The following is a 20,685-nucleotide window of genomic DNA, read 5'->3' as shown; positions in this document are numbered from 1 at the left end:
CCTGGCGGGCCCCGGCCCAAAGGTAGGCCGGGGCCCGGGGCCATCCTTTTGCCGGGCGGCCGCGTAAACCCGGTTAGGCCCCGCCGCGGGCCGCCGCCCTCTTCCCCAAAACCAACCCGATTGCCCCATGTGGATTGCTCAGAAACCCGACCAAAACGCTCCCCTCGAAGACCTGCAAGGCCGCGCCGTGGGCCTCAAGTTTGAGTGCAACAAGTGCCACACCGAAGTCTTTACCGACCTGCTCGGTGTGCCCACCCCCGACTCCATGGCCGACTCGCTGGCCGATACCGACCAGTACGAAAAAGAGGAAGCAAAATGCCCCGGCTGCGGCATGATCCACACCCTGGAGGTGGACGCTACCTTCGACGGCGTGAAATTCAAAGTCAGCGACGTGGCTCCTGGCAGCGTCAGCTACCAGGTAGCCGAGCCCAAAGGCTAGCGCCAACTTACCGCCACAAAAAAAGCCGTTCCTAGACAAGGGGCGGCTTTTTTATGTGGCGGATTGGGGCCCCGGGGCCTATTTTTCGCGCTCGATGGTGTAGTTGATCAGCTGCTCCAACGACGTGCGGCTGGCCGATTCGGGGAAGGTGTGGAGGATTTCGATGGCTTCGTCGCGGTACTTTTCCATGGTGGCAATGGCGTAGTCCAGCCCCCCGGATTGCTTCACGAACTCGATGACCTGCTGCACCCGCTCGCGGTGGCCGCCGTTGTTTTTGACGTTGAAAATCATGCGCCGCTTCTCCAGCCAGCTGGCTTGCTGCAGGGCGTAAATCAGCGGCAGCGTCATCTTTTTCTCCTTGATGTCGATGCCCACCGGCTTGCCAATCTCGGCCGTGCCGTAGTCGAACAAGTCGTCTTTTATCTGAAACGCCATGCCCACCTTTTCGCCGAAAAGGCGGGCGCGCTCCACCGTTTCCTTATCGGCGCCGGTGGAGGCGGCCCCCACGGCCGTGCACGAGGCGATGAGCGAGGCCGTTTTCTGGCGGATGATGTCGAAATACACGTCCTCCGTGATGTCGAGCTTGCGGGCTTTTTCGATTTGTAGCAGCTCGCCTTCGCTCAGCTCGCGCACGGCCCGGTTCACGATTTTCAGTAGCTGAAAGTCGTCGTGCTCCAGCGCGAGTTGCATCCCCCGCGAGAGCAGGTAGTCGCCCACCAGCACGGCTATCTTATTCTTCCACAATGCATTGATGGAAAAAAAGCCGCGGCGGTAGTTGCTCTCGTCCACCACGTCGTCGTGCACCAGCGTGGCCGTGTGCAGCAGCTCGATGAGGGTGGCGCCGCGGAAGGTGGCTTCGGGCAGGGGCCCCGCGGCGTCGGGCAAGGCAATGCGGGCCGAAAAGAACACGAACATCGGCCGGATTTGCTTGCCCTTGCGCTTCACAATGTAGCCCATAATCTTGTCGAGCAGCAGCACGTTGGTGCGCATCGACTGGCGAAATTTGTGCTCAAACTCGTCCATTTCGGCCGCAATAGGGGCCTGAATTTGGGCGAGGGAAACGGAGGAAAGCTGCGGCATGGCGCGGCAATGATACGGCGCAATGGCCGAGGCCAGGGCCGGGCCGGCGCGAAACTTTTGCGCCCCGGATGGCTTACTTGCGGGGCCAGCCCGCGCGTCGCGCCGTGGAGAGGCTCGCTTCACCCCTGCCCTTGCGCCCATGCTCGCCCACGTTCCGTTCATTCTCACCGGCTTGCGGCACGGCCGGCCGTTTGCCGCCGACGCTACCTACCGGGCCGACGGCCGCGCCAAACCGGTGGTGGTATTTGTGCACGGCTTTAAAGGATTTAAGGATTGGGGCCATTTCCCGCAGCTGGCCGTTTTTTTTGCCGAGCAGGGCTTCGTGTTCGTCAAGCTAAACTTATCGCACAACGGCGTGGTGATGGGCGGCACCGGCGACCTGGAAGATTTGGACGCCTTCGGCCGCAACAACTTCAGCCTGGAGCTCGACGACCTGAGCCAGCTGCTCGACGCCCTGGGCACGCCCGGAGCCACGCCCCTGCCCCCGGCCGAACTGGATTTGGCCCGGCTCTCGCTCGTGGGCCACAGCCGCGGCGGGGCCCTGGTGCTGCTCAAGGCCGCCGAAGATGCCCGGGTGCGGGCCGTGGCCACCTGGGCCGCCATTGCCGACATCGACCAGCGCTGGGGCCCCGAGGTGCTGGCCGAGTGGGCCCGCACCGGCCAGCTGATGGTGCCCAACAGCCGCACCGGCCAGCCCCTGCCCATGTACTACCAGATTGTGGAGGATTACGAGGCCAACCGCGCACGGCTCGACATCCTGGCCAACGTGGCGCACCGCTTGCCCCAGCCTCTGCTCATTGTGCACGGCGACGCCGACGAAACCGTGCCCCTGGATGCCGCCCACGCCCTGCACGCCGCCAAGCCCGACGCCGAGCTGCTGCTGGTGCCCGGGGCCACGCACATGTTTGGCGGGGCCCACCCCTGGCTAGGCGACGCACTGCCCGGGCCGGCCCACCTGGTGGCCGCGCGCACGGCCGAGTTTCTGGCCCGGCACACGTGAGCGTGCCCGCCCTGGCCTACCTGCTGCTGGGCAGCAACCTCGGCAACCGTGCGGCCTACCTGCAAGCGGCGCGCACCGGCCTGGCCGCCGCGGGCGAATTGGTGGCCACCTCAGGCATTTACGAAACCGCCGCCTGGGGCCCCGCCGACCAGCCGGCCTACCTCAACCAGGCCGTGGGCTTGCGCACCGCGCTGGCCCCGGCGGCGCTGCTGGCCCATTGCCTGGCCACCGAAGCCGCCGCCGGCCGCGAGCGGCACGAGCGCTGGGGCAGCCGCACCCTCGACGTGGACGTGCTGCTCTACGACAACCTAGTTATTGACACCCTTAGCCTAACCGTGCCGCACCCGCGCCTGCCAGTGCGCCGGTTCGCGCTGGGGCCCCTGGCTGAAATCGCCGCCGCGTTGGTGCACCCGCAGCTGCGCCTTACCATTGCCGAGCTGCTCCGCCGCTGCCCCGATTCGCTGGCCGTGCGGCCGTGGGCCGGGTAGCGGCACAGCGGGGCGCGGTGGTGTTAATGAAACAGGCCGGGCCCTAGCGCCAGGGCCCCATTGCCGGCCACGCCACGGGCGGGCGCTGGCGCAGCTCGGCCACGTTGTGGCCCACGCGCAGGGCCGAGTACCCAAGCCAGGCCACCAACGCGAGGCCGTTTAGCACCTGCCGCCAGCGCACTGAGCCGGCCGCTGGCCAGCAAGCCAGCGCCAGCAGCAGCACGGGCCCCACCAGCGCCGCTAGGTAACGCTCGGTATCGTGCAAGCCGGCTCCGGCCCGCGTGCGGGTTACGGCCACCACGTGCCCGAGCACATCGGCCGCTACCACCCACCACAGCAGCTGCAACACCGTTACCGAAGCAGGGAGCCGCGGCCACTGGAAGTTGGGGCGCGGCCACAGCGCGGCCAAGAGCGCGGCCAGCACCAGGGCCCAGCCGGCGGCCGCAACGGGCGTGGTGCCGCGCCACCCGCCCGCTACCGGCCCAAACCAGCGCACCAGCACAAAGCCATAATCGGCCAGGGTATTCAGCAGCTTTAACCAGCCGCCGGGCAGCCCGCTTTCGGCAGGACCCACCACAGCGGCGTAGTAGCTCCAGCTGAGCACTCCCAGGCCGCAGCCGGCGCCGTGGGCCAGCAGCAGCCAGCGGCCACGGCGCCACCCCCCGCCCACCAGCAAGCCCACCGCCGCACCGGCTAGCAGAAACACGCCCGATGTGCGCTGCAACGGCAGCAGAAAGCCCGCCGCGGTGGCCCACGCCAACCAATGCCCGCGGCCAGTACGCAGCCACGCAGCCAAGGCCGCGCAGTACGCCGCCGTCAGCGCCACGAAGACGGTTTCGGACCAGATAAATTTGGCCGGCACCAGCACCGCCGTGCTCAGGGCCACCACCAGGGGCAGCACCCAGCTCCGGCGGCCCAACAAAGCACGCCCGACCCAGCTCCACAACCCCAAGTGGGCCAGCAGCGCTACCCCGTGCAACCACCTGACCCCTGCGGGCGAGGCAAATACCGCCAGCAACGCCGGGTAGAGGGGGCCCCAAAAACGGTATGGCGTCCCGTCGGGGCCCAGCATTTGGCCGCCCGCGCGCAGGCTGCGGGCGGCCGCCAGGTAATAAAACGAGTCGCCGGTGCCGCCGAAGCCGCCGTGGCTCAAGACCAGGTACAGGCCCAGCAACGCCAGGGCCCCGGCGCCCAGCGCCCAGCCGAAGCGTGGCCGCGCCGGGCCCCTTGGTCCTTCCGTCACTGCGCCGAGGCGACGGTGGCCGTGGGCACAATCTTCTTCACCAGGCCCTGGAGCACCTTGCCGGGGCCGCACTCCACAAAGTCGAGGGCGCCGTCGGCGGCCATGCGCTGCACCGATTGCGTCCAGCGCACGGGGGCCGTGAGCTGGGCCAGCAGGTTGGCCTTGATTTCGGCGGGGGCCCGGTGGGGCTGGCCGTCCACGTTTTGGTACACGGGGCAGCGGGCTTCGCGGAAGGTCGTCTTCTCGATGGCCTCGCCCAGGGCCGTGGCGGCCGACTGCATCAGTGGCGAGTGGAAGGCGCCGCCCACCGGCAGCAGCAGGGCGCGCTTGGCACCGGCGGCCTTCAGCTGCTCGCAGGCCAGTTCCACGCCGCGCACCGCGCCCGATACTACCAGCTGGCCGGGGCAGTTGTAATTGGCGGCCACCACCACGTCGCCCCCAGCGCTGATTTCCTGGCAGATGCGCTCCACCACGTCGTCGGCCAGGCCCAGGATGGCGGCCATCGTGCCGGGCTGCTCTTCACAAGCGGCTCGCATGGCCTGGGCGCGGCGGGCCACCAGGCGCAGGGCATCGGCGAAGTCGAGCACGCCGGCCGCCACCAGGGCCGAAAACTCGCCCAACGAGTGGCCCGCGGCCATGCCCACCGCGCGGTCGGGCACGGCCACAAACTGGGCCACCGAATGCACAAAGATGGCCGGCTGCGTCACGTCGGTGCGGCGCAGGTCGTCCTCGGAGCCGTTGAACATCAGCTCGGTGAGCGAAAAGCCGAGGATGTCGTTGGCTTGGGTGAGGAGCTGGCGGGCAGCGTCGTTTTGGGCAAACAGCTCGCGGGCCATACCCGAAAACTGGCTGCCCTGGCCTGGAAATACAAAGGCCGGAGCCGGCAGCGAAGACAAAGGAGAAGGGTTCACGGGTGGAAAGCGCAGCGGCTGAATTGGGTGAGAAAGGGGCCCCGGGCAAGTAGCGGCCCTGCCGCGCCCGCCCGGGGCAAACGGGGCGCAAACTGCACAAAAGCCCGCGGCTCACCAAATCGGCCCTGCCCGTCCAGGGCCCCCGCCGCCCGCCACGGGGCCCCTGAAAAGCAAAAGCCGGGCGACTCCCGTGGGGAGCCGCCCGGCTTTTTCCGCTGGCAAAAACTGGTGGGCCGGGGCCCTAGCGCACAATCTGCACCCAGCCTTTATAGGTGATTTTCGTATTGGCGGCGTCGGCAAATTCGACTTCGGCCAGGTAGTAGTACAGGCCGTCCGACACCTTGCCGCTGCTGCCGCTCTCGCCCACGGCCCCGCCGCCGTCCCAGTTGATGAAGATGCGCGACGTGGTGGTGCTCTCAAAAACCTTCACCCCCCAGCGGTTGAACGCCTTGAAGTGCACGCTCCGCAGCGGGCTGGCCGACTTGGGCTGGAAGATTTCGTTCACCCCGTCGCCGTTGGGCGTAAAGATGTTGGGCAGAATAAAGAACGGGCAGTTGTTCTGGCACGCTACGTTGCTGAGGGCACTGCGCAGCCCGCCCGTACTCACGGCCTGCACGGCGTAGCAGCCGCCCAGCTCGGGCAGGTTGCGGTGCACGTAGCTCATGGTGTTGGTCGAATCGAGCAGCGTGAGGGCCCCCGTGGCCGTGGCGCTATAGAAGACGCGGTAGTACGCAATGGGCGCGCTGCAGCCGGCAGGTACGGCACTGGCGGTCCAGCGCAGCGCGTTGGCGTAGGTCTGGTTGTCGCCGGGCGGGTTGCGGGCCAGGCTGTCGCAGTTCACCAGGGCCAGCGTCAGCACCGGTACGCAGGGCTGGTCGGTCAGCGTGGTACAGATGATCTGGCTCTTATTGATAAGCGCGCTGAGGTAGCCGGTGGGGTTGTACTGGCCAGTGGTCTGCACGTAGTAGCAGTAGGTGTTGCCCTTCACGAGCGTCGGGTCTTTGTCCACGTAGGTGCCGCCGGCGGTGGTCGACGTCACCGACCCTACCTGCGCGAAGGGGCCCCCGGCCGCGCCGCTGCGAAACACCAGGGTAGGTTTCAGGGTGTTGTCCCACGGCGTCTGGTAAGTCCAGCTCACGGTAATCTGCTTGTTGGGGCTGTCGGGCACCAGCGCGGTGCGCACGCTGCTGGCAGTGCCGGCCGGCTCCACAATTTCGGTGGTGCTGCCCGCCGCCGAGGCGTAGAACAGGTCGAGCTTGTAGGTGTACTGGTTGGCAACGGTGTTGACGCTGGTGTCAACGTACACCGAATCGGTGAGCGCAAATGGGGCGGCGCGCACCACTGCGTAGGCCGTGGCGGCGGGCGACAGGCCCACGGCCCGCGAAAGGCGGTAGCCCGAGGGCGTGCTCAGCAGCTGCGTGGTGGCCAGCTTGGCCGGCGACCAGCGCACCGTAATCTGGCCCGTGGCGCTGGTCTGGTCCACGTCCACGTTCTTGAGGCGGGCCGACGAGCCGCCAACAGTGGCGCACGCCTCAGCCGAGGCAATGCTGGCCCCCAGCGCAGGCAGCGGGAAATCGGCGTAGATGCGGTAGCAATACGTTTTGCCCCGCGCCAGGCCCTGGCCGGCGTTGTCGTCTTTAAAGGCCGACAAATCCGCCGTTACCGAGCCCACTAGCGTGTAGCCGGCACTCGCCGGAATGCCCGTATCGCAGGGCCCCGGCACGAAATTCGACGAGTTCTCCTTGCGATAAATGCGAATAAAGCTGGCATTGGCGCAGATGTAGCGGTCCCAGGTCAGCGTCACCTGGTTGCCGGATGGCACGGCCCGCAGGTTTTGGGGTGGGGGCCCCACCACGGTAATACGCCACACCTGTTCGTCCACCAGCGGGAAATCGGGGCTGGGCGGCGTATCCTGGGCTTTGAAAACCACCGAATACGGTTCCTTGGCCACGTTGCTGCAATCCGTAGCCCACGTAAATGTGCCGGTGGCCGTGGGGGGCCCCTTGGATGCTTGCGTGAACCGGGCCGGCGGCAAAATGCCTGCATAGGCAAACAAGTTGATAGGCGTTTGGGCGGCGCTACCGGCGGCAGTGCCATCGGTGGCCGTCACGGTGCCAGTCACAGTGGTGCCGGCCACCACGCACAGGTCGGGCGGAATTGTGAGGATAGGCCGCAGGTTGTTGGTGGCCACCACGATAATTTGCATATCGCGGATCACCGAGCCAATTTGGCGCGCGCCAAACTCACTTCGTCGCCATTCCTCTACTGTAAAAGCTACGTTGTAAAAGCCAGTTTGCAGCGGCGTGTTCCACGTAATTTGGCCAGTGTGCACATCCTGTACAAAGATGGACTGGGCGTTTGGCACGCCAGCGGGCACGCCCCTGTAAGCTACTTGCTTGGCGTTGGCATTGCCCGGCGTTTTATCAGGATACACAAACCCGGCAATGACAGCCGGCACTGGGGTGTTGTTGCCGGGCACTGGAGCTTGCTGGCAGGGACGCAACTTGAATGCCATCGAGTCACCATCCGCATCGTAAGCCCCCGGATTGTGCAGATACACCTGGTTCTGACCCGCTTTGTCTACGGCTGGTGTGCGCAACACGGGGCTGTGGTTGAGTCCCAGCCCAGGATCAATTATGAAAGTTGTACTAACGTAAAAAGATTGTGTATTAGACTGCGTACCAATGAAGTTCAATATGCCTGCATTACGATTCTCTCCAATGAAGCTAGCAGTATATTGCTTGGCAGCAGGGTAAGTATGATCAAAATAGAAAATATCAACCCCAGTATCGGTGTTGTTGGGAAGGGGAATTACTTGTCTGTTACCGGTGCCAGATATACGGTTTGACGTTTGCGAAGTGCCGTCTCCAAAATACAGGGTAGCCGTCGGTTGGTCCGCGCTCCCTGAAGCCAAGTCCTGGTAAATGGTCAGTTTAAAGAATATCCGGTTAGGGTTGTGCGCGGCCGTGGTGTCCACCTTGGCCTCGATGTTACCGGCTCGGATGTGGGAGGCGCGCGCCGTGCCCGGCAGCAGGGCCCCCAGTGCCAGCAATATCCCCATAACGGCCAACTGCCAATTGTACCAAATCGCGGAGAGTGCCTTCATAACCGTTTCGTTGTGATTGAGGGCCCGCCAGCCGTCCCGCCGCGGGCTCGTAATAAACCTGTGTGCTAAGCTAACTTTTTTTTACCCGTGCTGGTTATCTGAGCAGCCCGCAACGCCGCCAACGACAGGGGCCCCTGATAAATTCACTGCCCTCGGTACGTGTTGGCCAACGGCTTGGTTTTTTTGCCTGCTTAGCCCCTCGGCCCTACCTTTGGGCAGCACAAACCTATCTATTTCTTCGCTCTGCGGACCGTTTTATGAGTTGGATTTCCAAAACTTTTTCCAGTAGCATCGGGCGTAAGATTGTAATGTCCCTCACGGGTCTGTTCCTGTGCACGTTCTTGGTAGTACACCTCGTAGGCAATTTGCAGCTGTTCAAGCACGATGGCGGTACAGCTTTCAACGTTTATTCGCATTTCATGGGCACCAACCCCATCATCCGCACCATTGAGTGGGGCTTGGTGCTGGGCTTCGGCTTCCACATCTACGAGGCGCTGATGCTGACGCGTCGCAACCAGGCGGCCCGCCCCCAAAAATACGTGTCGAACCACTCGGAGCAGAATTCGGAATGGACCTCGCGCAACATGGGCATTCTGGGTAGCCTCATCCTCATCTTCCTGATTGTTCACCTCTACAACTTCTTCTGGCGCGCCCGCTTTGGCGGCCTGGACAAGATTGGTGGCACCAATGTGGAAACCCGCGACTACGACAACCTCTACATGGCCGTTGTTTCGTCGTTTCACGTGTGGTGGTACGTGCTGCTGTACGTCGCCGCGCAATTCTCGCTGGGCTACCACTTGTGGCACGGCTTCGGCTCGGGCTTCCAGACGCTGGGCCTGAACCACCGCAAGTACACCCCGCTCATCAAAGCCGTTGGCTATGGGTTTGCCGTGGTAGTGTCGGCGGCCTTCGCGGCTATGCCTCTTTATTTCTTTTTATTCACAGACGGCAACGGCCAACTCACGTCGACCGTGTCGCCCTTGGTCCACTCCCTCACGCTAGCCCTGAAATAATATGTTTCTGGATTCAAAATCGCCCGAAGGCCCCCTAGCCGAGAAGTGGGACCAGCATAAATTCAACGTTAAGCTCGTCAATCCCGCCAACAAGCGCAAGTACGACGTGATTGTGGTCGGTACTGGCTTGGCCGGCGCGTCGGCCGCTGCCTCGCTAGCCGAGCTGGGCTACAACGTTCACGCCTTTACGTACCACGATTCGCCGCGCCGCGCCCACTCCATCGCGGCCCAGGGCGGCATCAACGCCGCCAAAAACTACCAGAACGACGGCGACTCCGTGTTCCGCCTGTTCTACGATACCATCAAGGGCGGCGACTACCGCGCCCGCGAAGCCAACGTGTACCGCTTGGCCCAGGTGTCGGTCAGCATCATCGACCAGTGCGTGGCCCAGGGCGTGCCCTTTGCCCGTGAATACGGCGGCTTGCTGGCCAATCGCTCCTTCGGGGGGGCCCAGGTGAGCCGCACGTTCTACGCCCGCGGCCAAACCGGACAGCAGTTGCTGCTGGGGGCCTATTCGGCGCTGAGCCGCCAGGTGGCCTACGGCAAAGTGAAGCTCCACACCCGTTCGGAGATGCTGGACCTAGTGGTAGCCGATGGCAAAGCTGCCGGCATCATAACCCGCAACCTGCTGACGGGCGCCATCGAGAACCACGCCGCCCACGCGGTGGTATTGGCCACCGGCGGCTATGGCAACGTGTTTTACCTGAGCACGAATGCCATGTATTGCAACGTGACTGCCGCTTGGCGGGCCCATAAGAAGGGCGCGTACTTCGCCAACCCGTGCTTCACCCAGATCCACCCTACTTGCATCCCAGTATCGGGCGACTACCAATCGAAACTGACGCTGATGTCGGAATCGCTGCGCAACGACGGCCGTGTGTGGGTACCAGCTACCAAGGAGTTGGCCGAGCGCCTGCGTAAGGGCGAAATCAAGGTAAAGGACCTGAAGGAAGAGGACCGCGACTACTTCCTGGAGCGCAAGTACCCCGCCTTCGGTAACCTCGTGCCGCGCGACGTAGCCTCGCGCAACGCCAAGCAAATGTGCGACGAAGGCCGCGGCGTGGGCAGCACCGGCCTGGCCGTATATCTCGATTTTGCCGACGTTATTCAGCGCACCAGCGCCCAGGCAGTGAGCCAGAAGTACGGCAACCTGTTTGAGATGTACGAGAAGATTACCGATGAAAATCCCTATGAGCTGCCCATGCGCATCTACCCAGCGGTGCACTACACCATGGGCGGCTTGTGGGTTGACTATAACTTGCAAACCACCGTGCCCGGCCTGTACGCCACCGGCGAGTGCAACTTCTCGGACCATGGCGCTAACCGCCTTGGGGCCTCCGCTCTGATGCAGGGCTTGGCCGACGGCTATTTCGTAATTCCCTACACCATTGGCGATTACCTCGCTAAGGCGGCCCCTAAGCCGGTAGATGTCAACCACGCCGCATTTGCCGAAGCCGGCAAAGCCGTAAAAGAGCGTACAGCCAAGCTGCTCAGCATCAATGGCAACCGCACACCCGACCAGTTCCACAAAGTACTGGGCCACATTATGTGGGAATATTGCGGCATGGCCCGTAGCGCCGAAGGCCTTACCCACGCCAAGGCCGAGATACAAAAGTTGAAGCGCGAGTTCTGGCAAGACCTGAAATTGACCGGTACCAACGAGGAACTGAACCAAGCACTGGAAAAAGCCGGCCGCGTAGCCGACTTCATCGAGTTGGGTGAGTTGATGATTGACGACGCCCTCGACCGGAACGAGAGCTGCGGCGGCCACTTCCGCGAGGAGTACCAAACTCCAGAAGGCGAGGCCTTGCGCGACGACGAAAACTACGCTTACGTAGCGGCCTGGGAGTTCATGGGCGAAAACCAGCCCGAGCGCCTCAACAAAGAGGAGCTACAGTTTGAAAATGTGAAGCTGACCCAGCGCAGCTACAAATAATTAATTAAAAATTATGACTTATGAATTAAAAATTATGAGTTGACTACCTCTGCTTACGGGCGGTCACTTCATAATTTTTAATTCATAATTTTTAATTCAAAAACTATGGCCGGTTCCAACCCCAATGCTAAACCAATGAACCTGACCCTGAACGTGTGGCGGCAGCCTAGCCCCCAGGCAAAGGGAAAGATTGTGGAGTACCAAGTGAAAGACATTTCGCCCGAAATGTCGTTTCTGGAAATGCTCGACGTGCTGAACGAAGACTTGCTCCACAAGGGTGAAGACCCGGTGGCATTCGACCACGATTGCCGTGAGGGCATTTGTGGTTCGTGCGACCTGTTTATCAACGGCCGCTCGCACGGACCGGAAAAAGGCACGACCACCTGCCAGCTGCACATGCGCAAGTTTTCGGACGGTGACACCATCACCATCGAGCCTTGGCGCGCCAACTCCTTCCCGATTAACAAAGACCTGAGCGTGGACCGCTCGGCCTTTGACCGCATCATCCAGGCGGGCGGCTATGTAAGCGTGAACACCGGCGGGGCCCCCGACGGCAACGAGATTCCGATTCCAAAGGATATTGCCGACCGGGCTTTTGAAGCCGCTACTTGCATCGGTTGCGGTGCGTGCGTAGCCGCTTGTAAAAATGCTTCGGCTATGCTGTTTGTATCGGCTAAAGTGTCGCAGTTGGCGTTGCTACCCCAGGGCGATGTGGAACGTAAAACCCGCGTCGAAAACATGGTGGCCCAGATGGACATCGAAGGCTTTGGGGCCTGCACCAACATTGGGTCGTGCGCTGCCGAATGCCCGGTAGGAATTTCGCTTGAAAACATTGCTATCCTGAACCGCGAGTTCCTGACGGCCAAGGCCACGTCGAATAACCTGGCGTAAGCTTATCGTTAGGCACAGAAGAGGGCGCACCGGCTTGGCCGATGCGCCCTTTTTTGTGGCCGATTTTCTCTTTTCCCCGCTCCAATCCCATAGCAACCTATTAGCCGCGGCCGCACAACCAATAGCAGCGGGAACGGTTTAACCGGTGGCCTTTGCTTCTTAAATCACATTCGCTTTGATTACCCTGATTATCGGCACCAACCGCCCCAACTCCCGCGCCCGCCGCGTGGCCAGTCTCTACGCATCACTGCTGCACACGATGGGCGCCGAAACCCAGTTCTTGGACTTGGCCGACCTGCCCAACGATGCTCTGGAGAGCACTCTGTATCATAACACCGGCAAGCACGAAGCTTTCAATCGCCTCGCCGCTGGCCTAGACGCTAGCGACAAAGTAGTTTTCTTCGTGCCCGAATACAATTGCTCGTTTCCTGGGGCCCTAAAACTGTTCATTGACGGCCTCCCCTACCGTGGCGGCTTGCGTGGCAAAAAGGCCGCTCTGGTGGGCCTGGGCACCGGCAGCCAAGGCGGTAGCCTGGCCCTGAGCCACCTCACCGACGTGCTGATGTACCTCGACTCCGCCGTGCTCCCTCAGCGCGTGCGTCTCCCCTTTATCGATAAAGAACTAACCGCCGAGGGGGGCTTAACGACGCCCTTGCTGGAGCAATTGTTGCGCGAGCAGGCAGCAGCACTACTAGCTTTTTAGCCTTACAAAGCTGGGGGCCCTGCTTCGCAAATAAGTATTTACGCAAGTCAAATGCGGTAGATCCTGTAAAACGAAGCAGCCCGCACTGAATCAATTCAGTGCGGGCTGCTTCGTTACTAACGCGGCGCAACGTTCTAATCCACGTTATCGTGCAAAAAGCGGTTATCGCCGAGCAATTCGTTGTCGTCCGACAAGTTGAAGCGTGAAATATTTTGCTCTGAACTGGGCACCACTGTTTCCAATTTTACTTGACGGCGCAAATAGGCTGGGGCTTCGTATTGCGTGACAGCATCGGGCGGCAAACCGTGGCTTAGCTCCTGCATGCGGCGGCGACGCTCTTCGGCTTGAGCATCCATCGGGCGCGGGCGGGCCGGCGCGGTGGTAGTATTGGCCGGCAACAGCACTGGTTCACCAGGGCCGTTGATGGGCTGGCCCGTTAGCGGTGGAGTATTACCAGGCAGGCCCGGGCCATCCAAGGTGAGGTGTACACGGGCAGGCTCGGCCGGGGGTGGGCCGAAGCTAGGCACGAACGGCGCGGCCGGGGCCCCAGCAACATTAGCCGACGGCGCGGACTGGCGCTCGGCTGGCTCAGGAGCGGCTTCGGCGGCTGGGCGCTGGCCAGGCGTGGTGATGGTGTGCGCCTCGCGGGCAAAACCCGTGGCAATTACCGTCACCCGAATGCTCTGGCCCAGCGTCTCGTCCACGCCATGACCGAAAATCATCTCTGCGTCCTGCCCAGCTTTGTCCTGAATGTACTCAGTGATTTCCGTCAGCTCGTCCATTTCCAACTCGTGCTCGATGCCCGACATAATGGAGAGCAGGATTTTCTGGGCCCCGTGGATGTCAGTATTGTTGAGCAGCGGTGAGTTCAAGGCCTCCTCAGCGGCGCGGCGGGCGCGGTTTTCGCCGTCGGTGATGCTACTACCCATCACGGCAGCACCCGATTGCTTCATGGTCGTTTTCACGTCCTCAAAGTCCACGTTCACATCGCTCGTCACCGTGATGATTTCGGCAATTGACTTGGCGGCCGTGGTCAGCACCGTATCGGCCTTGGCGAAGGCAGCGCTCATCGTCAGGTTGCCGTAAATCTGGGGCAGCTTGTCATTAAGAATTACCAGCACCGTATCGCAGTGCGCGCTTAGCTCTTTGATGCCTTCCTCGGCCTGTAAACGCTTCTTCTTGCCTTCAAACAGGAAGGGCGCCGTCACGATGCCCACCGTCAGAATTCCCAGTTCCTGGGCCACCTGTGCAATGACTGGGGCAGCGCCGGTACCAGTACCGCCGCCCATACCCGCCGTGATGAAGAGCATTTTGGTGCCCTGGTTCAACAACTCGCGGATTTGCTCTTTGCTTTCCAGCGCCGCCTGGCGGCCGCGCTCGGGCTTAGCCCCAGCGCCGAGGCCCTCGGTCAGGTCTACTCCAATTTGGAGCTTATTGGGCACCGTTGAGCTTTGCAGGGCCTGCTGGTCGGTATTGCAAATGATGAACTCCACATCCTTGATGCCCTGCTTGTGCATGTGCTTCACGGCATTGGAGCCACCGCCGCCCACCCCAATCACTTTAATGATGGACTTGGTCTGGGCAGGAATATCGAATTTGTAATTCATGGGAAATAACTATTTAATTGTTCGTGGTTAAATTGATGAAGCGCTAGCGCGCTTGACAATTAACTGCATATAAGTAGAATGAAGTCGGTATAAAATATTAAGCGACAACAATTAGACTATGCACCCATTCAACAATTAATAAGATTTATCGTCGTAGTCATCAATTAACAGCCCTTTGGTGCGGCTGAGGATATCCTTGAAGAAACCGGCGGCGCGGCTGGGCTGCTTGGGTTCTTTCTTGGGCTCGGGGGCCGGGGCGGGGGCTGCCACCGGGCGCGCCGGCAAAGCTGCCTGCGGCGCAGGGGCGGCGGGCGCCGCGGCGGGCGGCACTACATAGGCGCTGGGCTCTTCGTCGAACAACGAGCGTGGGCTGCGCTCTTCCAGGCCGTGATAGCCCGAGAGCACGAGGCCTACGGTGGTGGCGTACATCGGCGATTTTACGGCCTCGATGCGGCTCTTGCCCAGGTGTTGGTTGGGGTAGCCAATGCGGGTGTCGAGGCCGGTGATGTACTCGGTGAGCTGCTCCAGGTTTTGCAGCTGCGAGCCGCCACCGGTGAGCACGATACCGGCCGAAAGCTGGTCGTGCAGGCCCATGCGATAAATTTCGGCGTACACCAGCTCCATGATTTCCGACATCCGGGCCTCGATGATATAGGCTAGGTTTTTCAACGAAACTTCCTTGGGCGGGCGGTTGGGCAGGCCGGGAATGCTCACGATTTCGTGGTCGCTGGCTTCCTCGGCAATGGCCTTGCCGAATTTTACTTTCAGTTGCTCGGCCTGGCCGGGTGCCACGTTGCAGCCCTGCTTGATGTCCTGGGTGATGATGTTGCCTCCGAACGGCAGCACCGCCGCGTGCCGGATGATGCCATCCTTGAAAATGGCCAAGTCGGTGGTACCGCCCCCGATGTCAATCAGGGCCACGCCCGCCTCCTTCTCCTCCTCCGAAAGGATGGACATGGCACTGGCCAGCGGTTCGAGGATGAGGTCGGCGATTTCCAGCCCCGCCTTGGTGACGCACTTGTTGATGTTGTTGATGGCCGTGCTCTGGGCCGTGATGATGTGAAAGTTGCCCTCCAACCGCACGCCTTCGTAGCCCACCGGGTCCACGATGCCCTCCTCGTAATCCACCTTATAATCTTGGGGCATTACGTGAATGATTTGTGAGCCGGGCTGCGTCACGAGCCGGTACATATCTTGGGTGAGGCGGTTCACGTCGTCGGGGCCGATGGTGTCGGCTGAGTTGCGCGTGATGCTGCCGTTGTGGCGCAGGCTTTTGATGTGCTGCCCGGCAATGCCCACGTTCACCACGCCAATGCTGATGCCCGACTGCTCCTCGGCCTGGCGGATGGCGCGCCGGATGGCGTCCACCGTCTTGTCGATATTGAGCACAATGCCCCGCGAAACCCCCTCCGACACGGCTTTGCCCATGCCTAAAATTTCGAGTTTGCCGAATTCATTTTTGCGGCCCACCAGGGCGCAGATTTTTGTGGTGCCGATGTCGAGCCCGACGACGATTTTATCCTGTTGCATGAGAGAGGTGCCTGGCGAAAGCAGTGGGGGCGGGTAAAGAAAAGAGCGGACCTAGGCCCAATGTAGTTATATATCAGCGAATTGCTATTCGCAAATGATTTGGTTCTGGTATTCCACATTCACACGGTGGTAGGTATCCCACCCAAGGACTGAAGGAATTTGGCGGTAAAATACCATAAGCTTAGCGAATTTCTCGGGAATGTTGTCCGGGGCCCCAAATTCTATGCGCTGGTCGCCTACTTGCTGGGTGAAAGATAAGCGGCCGTCGGCCGCAATTATTACCTCTGCTACCTGCGCCCGCCAAAAGGGGTGCTCGTCCACAAAACGAAGGAACCCGAGGCAGCGTTGCCCCGTGCTGTCCTGAAAAAAACTGGCCGGCAGCGCCGCCCCGCCCGGCCGGGCCACCGTGGCTACCCGCGCCGTGTAGAGGGGCGAGAGGGGCAGCGGCTGGCCGGCGGCGTCTACGTAAGTATCGAGGCGCGCGTCGGGGTGCGTGAGGCGGGCAATGGGGCGGTTTTGAGTCACGTCGGCGTGCAGGTCCCCGGCTAGGTCGCGGTATACCTGGGCGGTGCGCACGAACGGGTGGGCCGCAAGGCGTGCTTCCAGTTCGCGCAGCCGGGGGCCCTCGGGGCGGGTGCCCAGCACGGGCTCCTGCCCGCCCTTGGTGAGCAGGGCCGTTATGCCCCGCTCGCTGATGAAATAATTATCAAATTCGTTGGCGATGCTCACATCTACGGCTCCCACCGGCCGGTGGGCTTGGCGCACGGCCGCAAATACGCCCAGCCCGCCCAGCACCAGGAGGCAGACAAAAACAACTGAAAAATTCCGAACGGTGCGGTGCATGAATGGTGGCAAAAAATCGAAGGAATAAATTAATTATTACGCCTCGTATTATTTAAAAATTGGACGTTGATTTTAACTTTATCAAGTCAAGCGTTTGGCACTGCTGAATTAATTTTTCCAACGTTCAGCAAAAATCAATTTTAATCCTGGAACAAGGGTATCAATATCGCCGGCCCCCACCGTGGCCAGCACTTCGAGCGGGTCGGTTTGGGCCCCGGCCAGCACCTGGGCCTTGGTTTGAATGGATTTAATTGGACTGGTGATGCCCGCCAAGACAATCTCCGACGTGACGCCGGGCAGCGGCAGCTCACGGGCGGGGTAAATATCCAACAGAATTACCTCATCCGCAATACTTAAACTCTGTGCAAAACCCTCGGCAAAGTCGCGGGTGCGGGTGAACAGGTGGGGCTGAAACACCACCCGCAGCCGCCGCCCCGGGTACAGGGCCCGCACCGAACGCAAGAACGCCTCGATTTCGCGCGGGTGGTGGGCGTAATCGTCCAAATACACCTGCCCCTGGGGGCCCGTCGCCACGAATTCAAACCGCCGTTTCACGCCCCGGTAAGCCGCCACGGCCGCCGTAATTTGGGCCGCGTCTACGCCTTCCAACTGCGCCACAGCGGCGGCGGCCAGCATGTTTTCCACGTTGTGGAAGCCGGGCACGGCCAGGGCCAGGCCGGCCAGGGTTCCCAGAGGCCCGTGCAGGTCGAAGTAAAATTCGTGCCCTTGAGCCGTCACGTTGTCGGCAAACAATTCGCGGCCCGGCGCAGCCGTTAAACCGTAGTGAATGACGCGGGTGCCGGCCGGCGCGGCCGCGGCCACGCTAGGGTCGGCCGTGTGGTTGACGAGCAGCGTACCGCCGGGCTTAATTTGCCCCACAAATTGCCGAAACGATTCAATCAGGGCCCCTTGGGTACCGTAAATATCGAGGTGGTCGGCGTCGGTGCTGGTCACGATGGCCACGTCGGGGCGCAGCGTGAGGAAGCTGCGGTCGTACTCGTCGGCCTCCACCACCACGGGGGCCCCGGGCGACTGCGGCAGCAGCAGGTTGCTGCCCAGGTTCACGGCGATGCCGCCCAGGAAGGCGCCGGCGTCGTGGCCGGCGTGGTGCAGCAGGTGGGCCACCATGCTGCTGGTGGTGGTTTTGCCGTGGGTGCCGGCCACCGCAATGGTGCGCCGGCCCTGCGTGAGCACGCCCAGCACCTGGCTGCGCTTGCGGATGTCGTAGCCCTCGGCCCGCAACCAGGCCCACTCGCGGCTATCGGCCGGAATGGCGGGCGTGAGCACTACCAGCGTTTGGGCCTTGTTGTCCCGTACTACGGCCGGAATGTTTTCTACCGCATCGACGTAGTGCACGGCAATTCCTTCCGCTTCCAACGCCTGGGTGAGTGGCGTCGCGGTTTTATCGTAACCACTGACCTGGTGGCCATTGGCACGAAACCACCGCGCCAGCGCCGACATGCCAATGCCGCCAATGCCTAAGAAAAAAATGTACGGAAATTGGTCCAAGTGGTAATTAATAAATAGAAACAATAAGTTAAGTACCTTACGTCTTTAATTAAGAAACTACTTCTTAATTAATTTCAGCAACTCATCGACAATGGCGGTGGTAGCATCTGGCCGGGCCAATTCGCGCACCCGCGCTTGCAATTGTTGCTGGCGGGACTCGTCGGCCAGCAAGCGCAGCGCTTCGTCGTAGAGGCGCTCGGCGGCGTGGTCGTCGGTGATGAGGACAGCAGCGCCCTTGCCTACCAGAGCCAGGGCGTTTTTGGTTTGGTGGTCCTCGGCCACGTTGGGCGATGGCACCAGAATGCTAGCCTTGCCCGTTAGGGTCAACTCGCTCACCGACAGTGCCCCGGCGCGGCTCACCACCACATCGGCGGCGGCGTAAGCTAAGTCCATGCGCCGGATGAACTCGTGGGCATACAGACCGTCGGCACCGTAAGGCAAGGCTTGCTGTTTAGCCTCGGGGTAGTAGAGCTTGCCAGTTTGCCAAAGCAGTTGCACGCCGGCGGCTTGCAGACGCGGTAGCGCCGCGGCCGTGGCTAGGTTGAGGGTGCGGGCCCCCAGGCTGCCGCCCACCACGAGCAGCGTTTTCTTGGCCGGGTCGAGGCCAAAGAATGCCAGGGCTTCGGCCCGGTTGCCGCCCACGATTTCGGCCCGCACGGGGTTGCCGGTGAACACCACTTTGTCGACGGGAAAAAATTTCTCCATGCCCTCGTAGGCCACGCAAATGCGCCCCACGCGGCGGCCCAACAGCTTATTGACCAGACCCGCGTAGGAATTTTGCTCCTGGATGAGCGACGGGATGGCGCGGCTGGCGGCGGCCAGCAGCACCGGCGCCGAGGCGTAGCCGCCCACGCCCACCACGGCGTCGGGCAAAAAGTCCTCAATGAGCCTGCCGGCTCGGCGCACGGAGCGAAATACCTTCAGCGGAAACAGCAAGTTTTGAGGCGTGAGGCGGCGCTGCAGACCGCTGATGTCGAGGCCCACGATGTCGTAGCCGGCCTCGGGCACGCGCGTCATTTCCATGCGGCCGTTGGCGCCCACGAAGAGAATGGCCGCGTCGGGGTGGCGGCGGCGCAACTCGTTGGCAATGGCCACCGCCGGGAAAATGTGCCCGCCGGTGCCGCCGCCGCTGATAATGATTCGCAAGGGATTGCTCATGCCGAAACAAGGGAAAAACTACGCATACGACGGGTTCTGGCGCGGTATGCGGGGCGCGTCGGGGTCGGTGCCCACGACGGGGCGAATTTCGGGCTCGCCCCGGCTCACAGCCAGGATGATACCGATGCTAATACCGGTGAAGATCAGGGAGGTGCCGCCCATGCTCAGCAGCGGCAGCGGCAGGCCCGTGATTGGCCCCAGGCCCACGGCCACGCCCATGTTCACCAGCGCTTGCAGCACCAGGCTGAAGCTGAGGCCCGCCGAGAGCAGCCCCCCGAAGGCGCCGTAGCTGTTCATCACCGTTTTTAGGCCCCGGTACAGCAGCGCCAAGTACAGCAGCAGCACCACGGCCCCGCCCAGCAGGCCATATTCCTCAATGATGATGGCAAAAATGAAGTCGGAGTACGGGTGGGGCAGGATGTTGCGCTCGGTGCTTTTGCCGGGGCCCTTGCCGGCCACGCCGCCGGTGGCAATGGCGATGTAGCTGTGCTCCAGCTGGAACGGCGTTTTCTTGTTGGGGTCGGAGAAGCTCGACACGCGCGATATCACGGTGCCCAGGCGCTGGCCGGCGGCTAGGCCCGCCCCGCCCAGCACCACGCCGATGGCCACCATTACGGCCATCTGCTTGAGCGGCACGCGCCCAATGAACATCAGCAGCATGCAGGTGGCAAACAGCAGCAGGGCCGTGGACGCGTTACTCAGGATGATGAGGCCGCAGATGACGCCCACCCACAGCATCACCGGCAGCAGCGTCGATTTGAAGTCGTGCAGGTGCTGCTGGCGGCGGCTGAGCATGCTGGCCAGGTGCGAAATCAGCGCCAGCTTGGCCAAGTCGGACGGCTGGAAGGTGAGGTGGATGACCGGAATGGTGAGCCAGCGCGAGGCATCGTTGAGGGTGGTGCCGCCCACGAAGAACGTGAACAGCAGCAGCGGCACCGAAATCAGCAGCGCGTAGAGCGACAGCCGCGAGTAGTGCCGGTAATCGACGCGGTGCGCCAGCCACATCAGGGCCAGGCCCATGAAAATGAGTCCGCTGTGCTTGAGCACAATCATTTCTGCCGAGCCGGGCCGGCCGCGCAGCTCATTGCGGTAGGCCAGCGTGCCGGTGGCCGAGTACACCACGGCGATGCTGATGACGGAGAAAATAAGCACAATAGCCCACAAAATGGGGTCCCCCTTGAGGTTGCGCTGGAGCCAGTTGGGGCGGAAAGTGGTTTCCATGGGGTTG

17 protein-coding genes are annotated in these 20,685 nt (G+C 62.0%); 7 read left to right on the top strand and 10 right to left on the bottom strand.

The features are described from left to right. The first annotated feature begins 127 nt into the window (after positions 1-127). Positions 128-439 (top strand): hypothetical protein, encoded by a 312-nt coding sequence (locus tag AXW84_RS06390; RefSeq protein ID WP_068230227.1) that lies wholly within the window; start codon positions 128-130, stop codon positions 437-439. Positions 440-517: 78 nt separating this feature from the next. Here the strand turns inward: AXW84_RS06390 and AXW84_RS06385 are convergent, their stop codons facing one another. After that, on the bottom strand, positions 518-1,519 hold the full coding sequence (locus tag AXW84_RS06385) for a polyprenyl synthetase family protein (protein WP_068230225.1): 1,002 nt from the start codon (positions 1,517-1,519) through the stop codon (positions 518-520). A gap of 139 nt (positions 1,520-1,658) precedes the next feature. Here AXW84_RS06385 and AXW84_RS06380 point away from each other — a divergent pair, with 139 nt between their 5' ends. Beyond that, entirely contained in the window at positions 1,659-2,519 is an 861-nt protein-coding gene (locus tag AXW84_RS06380) for an alpha/beta hydrolase family protein (RefSeq protein ID WP_068230222.1), read from the top strand. Further along, positions 2,516-3,007 carry a 2-amino-4-hydroxy-6-hydroxymethyldihydropteridine diphosphokinase gene (folK, locus tag AXW84_RS06375; protein WP_335339486.1) on the top strand — a complete coding sequence of 164 codons (492 nt, stop codon included), beginning with the start codon at positions 2,516-2,518 and terminating at the stop codon, positions 3,005-3,007. The genes AXW84_RS06380 and folK overlap by 4 nt, the downstream gene beginning before the upstream one ends. A gap of 43 nt (positions 3,008-3,050) precedes the next feature. On the opposite strand, the gene AXW84_RS06370 is transcribed toward folK, so the two are convergent. The 3 genes from AXW84_RS06370 to AXW84_RS06360 all read right to left on the bottom strand — a co-directional run bounded on the left by AXW84_RS06370 (position 3,051) and on the right by AXW84_RS06360 (position 7,763). Continuing rightward, positions 3,051-4,250, bottom strand: coding sequence for a hypothetical protein (locus tag AXW84_RS06370; protein WP_157886851.1), 1,200 nt, complete (start codon positions 4,248-4,250; stop codon positions 3,051-3,053). Continuing rightward, positions 4,247-5,161, bottom strand: a complete 915-nt coding sequence (fabD, locus tag AXW84_RS06365; protein WP_257722079.1) for an ACP S-malonyltransferase — start codon at positions 5,159-5,161, stop codon at positions 4,247-4,249. Before fabD ends, AXW84_RS06370 begins: the two co-directional genes overlap by 4 nt. Before the next feature lie 241 nt (positions 5,162-5,402). Then, entirely contained in the window at positions 5,403-7,763 is a 2,361-nt protein-coding gene (locus AXW84_RS06360) for a gliding motility-associated C-terminal domain-containing protein (RefSeq protein ID WP_157886850.1), read from the bottom strand. A gap of 812 nt (positions 7,764-8,575) precedes the next feature. Between AXW84_RS06360 and AXW84_RS06355 the strand changes: the two genes are divergently transcribed. The 4 genes from AXW84_RS06355 (at position 8,576) to AXW84_RS06340 (ending at position 12,810) form a co-directional block, all read left to right on the top strand. Further along, positions 8,576-9,280, top strand: coding sequence for a succinate dehydrogenase cytochrome b subunit (locus tag AXW84_RS06355; RefSeq protein ID WP_071891055.1), 705 nt, complete (start codon positions 8,576-8,578; stop codon positions 9,278-9,280). Between the two features lies 1 nt (position 9,281). Next, positions 9,282-11,216 (top strand): fumarate reductase/succinate dehydrogenase flavoprotein subunit, encoded by a 1,935-nt coding sequence (locus AXW84_RS06350; RefSeq protein WP_068230214.1) that lies wholly within the window; start codon positions 9,282-9,284, stop codon positions 11,214-11,216. 135 nt (positions 11,217-11,351) lie between these two features. Next, entirely contained in the window at positions 11,352-12,107 is a 756-nt protein-coding gene (locus AXW84_RS06345; protein ID WP_068238984.1) for a succinate dehydrogenase/fumarate reductase iron-sulfur subunit, read from the top strand. A 175-nt stretch (positions 12,108-12,282) separates the two neighbouring features. Beyond that, positions 12,283-12,810 (top strand): NADPH-dependent FMN reductase, encoded by a 528-nt coding sequence (locus AXW84_RS06340; protein WP_068230211.1) that lies wholly within the window; start codon positions 12,283-12,285, stop codon positions 12,808-12,810. Positions 12,811-12,944: 134 nt separating this feature from the next. Here AXW84_RS06340 and ftsZ read toward each other — a convergent pair whose 3' ends face one another. From ftsZ to AXW84_RS06310, 6 genes are all read right to left on the bottom strand, one after another. Then, complete coding sequence (ftsZ, locus tag AXW84_RS06335; protein ID WP_068230208.1) at positions 12,945-14,417, bottom strand: cell division protein FtsZ; 1,473 nt, start codon at positions 14,415-14,417, stop codon at positions 12,945-12,947. A gap of 135 nt (positions 14,418-14,552) precedes the next feature. Then, entirely contained in the window at positions 14,553-15,947 is a 1,395-nt protein-coding gene (ftsA, locus tag AXW84_RS06330) for a cell division protein FtsA (RefSeq protein WP_068230205.1), read from the bottom strand. Between the two features lie 84 nt (positions 15,948-16,031). Next, a complete protein-coding gene (locus AXW84_RS06325) occupies positions 16,032-16,790 on the bottom strand; it encodes a cell division protein FtsQ/DivIB (protein WP_068230201.1) in 759 nt (252 codons plus the stop codon). 108 nt (positions 16,791-16,898) lie between these two features. Then, entirely contained in the window at positions 16,899-18,251 is a 1,353-nt protein-coding gene (murC, locus tag AXW84_RS06320; RefSeq protein WP_068238982.1) for a UDP-N-acetylmuramate--L-alanine ligase, read from the bottom strand. 105 nt (positions 18,252-18,356) lie between these two features. Next, on the bottom strand, positions 18,357-19,457 hold the full coding sequence (gene murG / locus AXW84_RS06315; RefSeq protein ID WP_068230199.1) for an undecaprenyldiphospho-muramoylpentapeptide beta-N-acetylglucosaminyltransferase: 1,101 nt from the start codon (positions 19,455-19,457) through the stop codon (positions 18,357-18,359). Positions 19,458-19,475: 18 nt separating this feature from the next. Then, the gene (locus AXW84_RS06310) at positions 19,476-20,678 is read right to left on the bottom strand and encodes an FtsW/RodA/SpoVE family cell cycle protein (protein ID WP_068230197.1); all 1,203 of its coding nucleotides are present in this window, start codon (positions 20,676-20,678) and stop codon (positions 19,476-19,478) included. Positions 20,679-20,685 lie beyond the last annotated feature (7 nt).

This window comes from Hymenobacter sp. PAMC 26628, from assembly GCF_001562275.1.
Lineage (GTDB): Bacteria > Bacteroidota > Bacteroidia > Cytophagales > Hymenobacteraceae > Hymenobacter.
This window is presented reverse-complemented; position numbering and strand designations above follow the sequence as displayed.